The organism is Atribacter sp., from assembly GCF_035418125.1.
GTDB lineage: Bacteria > Atribacterota > Atribacteria > Atribacterales > Atribacteraceae > Atribacter > Atribacter allofermentans.
Map to the genome: position 1 here is coordinate 1 of NZ_DAOLQM010000051.1, position 5,919 is coordinate 5,919.

Annotated in this window: 5 protein-coding genes and 1 pseudogene; 2 read left to right on the forward strand and 4 right to left on the reverse strand. The window is 39.2% G+C overall.

What is annotated here, in order from left to right; translation table 11 throughout:
- A partial coding sequence (locus tag PLK24_RS04360) for a copper-translocating P-type ATPase (RefSeq protein ID WP_324476661.1) occupies window positions 1-1,606 on the forward strand: 1,606 nt, incomplete at its 5' end.
- A gap of 30 nt (window positions 1,607-1,636) precedes the next feature.
- Here the strand turns inward: PLK24_RS04360 and PLK24_RS04365 are convergent.
- The 3 genes from PLK24_RS04365 to PLK24_RS04375 all read right to left on the reverse strand — a co-directional run bounded on the left by PLK24_RS04365 (window position 1,637) and on the right by PLK24_RS04375 (window position 4,858).
- Window positions 1,637-2,395 (reverse strand): ABC transporter ATP-binding protein, encoded by a 759-nt coding sequence (locus tag PLK24_RS04365; RefSeq protein ID WP_324476663.1) that lies wholly within the window; start codon window positions 2,393-2,395, stop codon window positions 1,637-1,639.
- Complete coding sequence (locus PLK24_RS04370) at window positions 2,388-3,608, reverse strand: ABC transporter permease (protein WP_324476665.1); 1,221 nt, start codon at window positions 3,606-3,608, stop codon at window positions 2,388-2,390. The genes PLK24_RS04365 and PLK24_RS04370 overlap by 8 nt, the downstream gene beginning before the upstream one ends.
- Window positions 3,609-3,670: 62 nt before the next feature.
- Window positions 3,671-4,858 (reverse strand): efflux RND transporter periplasmic adaptor subunit, encoded by a 1,188-nt coding sequence (locus tag PLK24_RS04375; protein WP_324476667.1) that lies wholly within the window; start codon window positions 4,856-4,858, stop codon window positions 3,671-3,673.
- A gap of 240 nt (window positions 4,859-5,098) precedes the next feature.
- On the opposite strand from PLK24_RS04375, the gene PLK24_RS04380 reads away from it, so the two are divergent.
- Window positions 5,099-5,452, forward strand: coding sequence for a DUF488 domain-containing protein (locus PLK24_RS04380; RefSeq protein ID WP_324476668.1), 354 nt, complete (start codon window positions 5,099-5,101; stop codon window positions 5,450-5,452).
- A gap of 23 nt (window positions 5,453-5,475) precedes the next feature.
- Here the strand turns inward: PLK24_RS04380 and PLK24_RS04385 are convergent.
- Window positions 5,476-5,919 (reverse strand): annotated as a pseudogene (locus PLK24_RS04385) (hypothetical protein); the annotation flags it as partial.

Below are 5,919 nucleotides of genomic sequence, written 5' to 3' on the forward strand. Positions count from 1 at the left end.
AGTGATAAAAGGAGATATTTTAGTAGTAAGACCCGGAGAAAAAATACCGGTTGATGGTGAAATCCTTTCTGGCCATTCAGCGGTTGACGAATCAATGGTCACCGGAGAAAGCATTCCGGTTGACAAAAGTCCAGGAGATACAGTTATTGGAGCTACCCTCAACACCTTAGGGAGTTTTGAGTTTGTTGCTACTCGAGTAGGTTCGGAAACCATGCTGGCTCAGATCGTACAACTCATCGAGGACGCTCAGGGATCAAAAGCTCCTATTCAAGCTTTCGCCGATCGGATAGCCGCCTGGTTTGTTCCCGTCGTTCTTGGTATAGCAGCTGGTACTTTCATAATCTGGTATTTTATCTTAGGCAGTTCTTTGACATATTCACTCATGGCTATGACCTCGGTTATTGTCATTGCTTGTCCCTGTGCTTTAGGGCTGGCTACCCCAACCGCCATCATGGTTGGAACCGGTAAGGGTGCCGAATATGGAATTCTGGTTAAAGGAGGTGAGCCGTTAGAAGCGGCAAAATCGATAGATACCATAGTTTTTGATAAAACTGGAACAATCACTCAGGGAAAGCCAGCTGTCACCAATGTCGAGTCTTTCAGTGCTCTTTCTCCCCAAGGTATCATCGAATTAGCCGGAAGTTTGGAAAAATTATCGGAGCATCCTTTAGCGCAATCAATCTTCCAACATGCTCAAAGCCATAATATTTCTCCCAGAGAGGTTGACCACTTTGAAGCTCTTCCCGGACGGGGGGTAAAAGGCAACATCGATGGAACCAATTATTTTATTGGTAATCGAAAATTAATTGCCGACCAACAACTCCACCTCCCCCAATCAGTTGAAGATAGAGTTTCACAATTGGAAATCCAGGGAAAAACTGTGATGATTTTAGCTGATGAAAAATCAGTTTTAGGCGCGGTATCGGTCGCCGATATTGCCAAAGAAACTTCAAAAAAAGCTATTGAAAAATTAAAAGAACGAGATTTAGATCTGGTAATGATTACCGGTGATAACCAAAATACTGCTCAGGCAATTGCTCAGGAAGTTGGAATCTCAAAAACTTTGGCTGAAGTCCTACCCGAAGATAAGTCTCAACAAATTGCACAACTGCAAAAAATCGGAAAAAAAGTTGCTATGGTTGGTGATGGAATTAACGACGCTCCCGCTCTCGCCCAAGCCGATCTTGGAATCGCAATGGGTTCGGGTACTGATGTTGCTATGGAAACCGGAGATATCGTCTTGGTTAAAAATGACCTCAACGATGTGGTTACCGCTCTGGAGCTATCAGAAGAAACTATGGGGAAAATTAAGCAAAACCTCTTTTTCGCTCTTTTTTATAACCTGATTGGAATACCTATTGCCGCTCGAGTCTTTGCCTCCTTTGGTCTGCTTTTAAATCCTGAATTAGCTGGTTTAGCCATGGCTTTAAGTTCAATTTCAGTCGTTACCAATTCTTTGCTCCTGAGAACTTTTCGGCCGCGAAAACGAAACTATCTTTCAATGGTTGCTCCAATTATTATGATTCTTTTATTTACCTATATATTTACTTTATTCGCTCGCTTTAGCACCACCATGAGTAATATGATGACAACCATACCCAAATAACAAATTTAAAGTATTCTCCAAAGTTAATTTTTAAGATGGATCATCCCACACGCAAGCATGGGATTCTAAGATTTCAATTGATTTTTCTTTCCCTACTATTTGCGGAAAGAAATCTTTACAAATCCGACCATCGATGAGTTCGATGATTCTTTCCGCCCGCAGGGCAACATTTCGATCATGAGTCACCACGATAAAAGTGGTGTTATTTTCATCATTGATTTCCTGCATAAGATCCAATACCTGCTCTCCCGACTTGGTATCTAAAGCACCAGTTGGTTCATCGGCCAAAATGAGCTGAGGTCGGTTTAGGAGCGCCCGGGCAATAGCAACCCGCTGCTGCTGACCACCGGAAAGAAGGTTAATCCGTTTATTAATTTGGTTAGCTAACCCTACTCGCTCAATCAATCTTTGAGCCTCATTAAACATTTGGCGATTCGGTTTCCCTTTCCCGATCCAATAAGGCAACAAAACATTTTCAATGGTAGTAAATTCGGGAAGAAGATAGTGAAATTGGAAAACGAAACCTAAAAATTTATTCCTGAAATCAGCTAACTGATTTTCATTGAGTTGAACCAAATTTTGCTGATTGATCAGGATAGTGCCGCTCGACGGGCGATCAAGAGCCCCGAGTATGTTTAATAAAGTACTTTTACCCGATCCTGAAGGGCCAATTAACGCTAAAAACTGGCCTTGGGGGATTTCAAGAGAAACATCAAAAAGAACCTGGGTTTTCACCTCATCACCATAAACTTTATTCACCGAGTCCAGGCTCACTAATATATTATCCATTTCGAATTACCTCAATTGGTACTAAGGAAGCAGCTTTCCGAGCTGGGAAAAGTGCTGCACCAATACTGGCAATGGTTGAAATAACAATCAAGCTTATGGCGGTTCGAAATTCAACCTGGATACTAAAAGAAAGTGCTCCTCCCGATTGTGATGCGATCTGAAACATTTTAATTAAACCCACTCCAACCAAACTTCCCAAAATAGAACCGCTCAATCCTAAAACCGCTCCCTGAATAAGGAAGATACGACTGGCGCTATTGGTTCGAGTCCCCATGGCTTTTAAAATTCCAATTTCTCGTGATTTCTGAACCGCTGCTATGGCTAAAACACTGGCGATACCTAAAGTTACCGCCAATAAAACAAAAAATTGAATCATATAGGAAGAGGCACTTTGACTTTGTAAGGCGCTTAAAAGTTGGCGGTTGTTAGATTGCCAGGTCTCAATGAGGAAATCAGGATTATCTTTTTTAATTTTTTGAGCAATGTTTTCCGATTGGAATACTTGATCGATTTGCATTTCAATACGAGATATCGCTCCATTAAGGTCAAACAAGGCTTGGGATCGAAAAATATCCATAAAAATCCAGGAACTGTTTATGGCTGCGTTTTCAAAATCAAAAATCCCATTGACGGCAAAGGCCCCTGAGTTACCTTCAGAGGTTCGAATTTCAATAATACTACCGGTTTCAATCTTGAGGTCTTCAGCCAAACCCCTCCCAATTAGTACCCCGGTTCCTCCCAAAACCGCTTTTCCATTATTCACTCGCTGAATAATTTTATAAATACCATCAGCACGATCAAGAAAAATTCCTTTAACCACTACTGGTCGGCTTACTTCAGCTTTGGTAATAAATCCTGATCCTTCAACCAGGGAAGATACAATCTTTAAATTGGGAAAGGTATCCAATTTTTTTAATAATGGCTGATATGAAAGAATGTAAGCATCCTTTTTTGCCGCTGTAATAATTGGAATAACCAACGATTGATTCCCTTTTTGGAGAATAGATTGCGGACTATTTTCTTGGGCTTTTAATAATATATGTGGCGAATCACCCACCGTCTGTTCAATTAAGTTTCGTTGTAAACCGGATATCAATGAAGATAAAAATATCTGCACTGACACACCGATAATAATTCCAAGTAAAATTAGAATGGTTTGCGAGCGGGATTCTTTGAGGAAACGCCAGGCAATCATCGATTCAAAACTGAACACCGAAATAACACCTCAACCTGTATATCAATATAGTGATTCAAACTGACACAAAACCTTTTAATCTATTTTTTGACAAGCATTTCAACTTGAATTTTTCTTCCTTCGCGAAAATTACCCGGTTCGATAAGCACGGTTTCTTCAAGGAGGTTTTCGATAATAGCATTATCCCCAACATATACTAGATTAGTCATCTTCAGCAGCTTTGCTTTGCCCTGGTTATCAATCCAAACATACTGCCCATCCAGCTTTTCCACCAAAAAAGAACGAGGAAATGCAAGAACCCCCTTGGTTTCTTTGACAATAACTTCAACCGTCATTGCAGCATCTGGCTTGAGGTTAATATTCTCTTCATCTAAACGAACTCGGACTTCGATGGTACCCTTTTGGGGATTGACACTGGGTGATACTTGATCAATTTTCCCTTTAAAAGTGCGATTGGGATCGGCTTGACTGGATAAATATACGTCTAAGCCAGTCTTGATCTTTTCATATTCTTTTTCATCGATATCGGCAACCACGAATCCCATTGCCGAACCAATCGAGATAGCAGTTTCTCCGGGATTGACATATTCTCCTTTGTTTTTTGGAATAGAATATACAATCGCATCGATTGGTGACAGAAGGATTTTTTGCTCAAGATCAATTTCAGCTTCACGTATTTGCAACCGTGCCAATTCAATTCGGGCTTTAACTTCATCGCTTGCTGCTCCTCCCGATAATAAACTGTCCAGTTGAGCTTTGGCTGATGACTCCTTGGAAAAAGCAAGTTCCCATTCATTTCGAGCATTATTGACATCATTCTGCGAAGAACCACCAATCGAAACCAAAGAATAGAGCTTTAAATAACGATCGTAAAGAGCTTGGGAATTAATTTTAGCTTGATTGTATTGCTCTCGTGCTGACGCAATGACTTCATTTTCCTTCGATTTCATATTAACCAAGGCAAGATCGTAATTCACTTTTGCCAATTCTAAACGATTTTTTTCTGCCGAATCCTCTAATTCAATAAGAGGGCCTCCGGCCTTTACTTGTTGTCCCTCTTGAATAAACAATTGGCCAATAATCCCACCAACTTGAAAAGCCATATTGATCCGATTTCCCAAGTCCACTCTTCCAGTTGCGACAATGGTTTCGGTAATGTCTTTTTTGGTTACTAAATATCCCTTGACTTCAATAGGGCGGTTTTGTTGGTAAAAGTATCCTACTAATAAAATAATTGCCAACCCAACTATAATTAAATATTTTTTCATGTTTAATAAATCCCCTTACCCGATCCCTGATTTAAAAAATAATGAATTTAAATAGTCTTAATATTGAACTTCTTTTCTAATTTTTTATTCCATTATTGCTTAATTTTTTATCCTCATCCATCAAAACTCTTCTCTTTCCAAATGAACAACGTCTGAGGGGTTGAAAAAACTTCTTGTTCAAAATAAATAAAAAATATACTATATTTGTAATTAATAGATTATTCTCGGAGGAGATTTAAGATGATTCTCATAAAAAGAATCTATGAGCCAGCGGAATTGGGGGACGGTTTTCGAATTTTAGTAGACCGTCTTTGGCCAAGAGGAATCACTAAAGAAAAAGCCCGTATTGACCTTTGGTTGCGGGATATCGCACCCAGCGATAACCTCAGAAAATGGTTTAATCATCAATTAGAACATTGGGATGAATTTAAACAAAAGTATTTCAAAGAATTAGCAACCAAAAAAGAGCTGGTTGATATAATCCAAAAACGATCGGAAGAAGAGACGGTAACCCTGCTTTACTCAGCAAAAAGTGAAATCCTCAATAATGCGGTTGCACTTAAAGAATATGTCGAGAGCAGAACAAAGTCTTGAATTGATTCACTTTCTTTTCCTTATTAAATCTGTTTATAATAGATTCTTCTTCTTTTGTGACGCCTTGGTTTAAATAGTTTCCACTCATTTTGGATTTTTTTGTTGGTTTCGAGTTCGGGATTAGACTCGCTATATGAAAATCCGAACTTGGCAGCAGTTTTGGTAATTTCATAAACCATAAGAATATCGACTCCTTTGTTTCGATATTCTTTTTTAACTCCTGCTAAATAAAAATCTAAAACTTGGTAAGTTCTTAGTGCTTTTAACAAATACCAAAACCCCAAGGGGAAAAGCCTTCCTTGGGCTTTTTGAAGCGCACGGGAAAGACTTGGCATAGTAATGAGAAAACCAATTAAATTATCCTTCTCGTCAGCAACCGCCTTAATAAAATCAATTTGAATATAAGGTAAATATTTTTTCAGGTAATAAGTTTTTTGTTTTTCAGTAAGAGGAACTGTCCCGTATAA

Coding starts and splice junctions, on each gene's coding strand:
- PLK24_RS04365 (WP_324476663.1), bottom strand. CDS start 2,395: ATGGATAATATATTAGTGAGCCTGGACTCGGTGAATAAAGTTTATGGT.
- PLK24_RS04375 (WP_324476667.1), bottom strand. CDS start 4,858: ATGAAAAAATATTTAATTATAGTTGGGTTGGCAATTATTTTATTAGTA.
- PLK24_RS04380 (WP_324476668.1), top strand. CDS start 5,099: ATGATTCTCATAAAAAGAATCTATGAGCCAGCGGAATTGGGGGACGGT.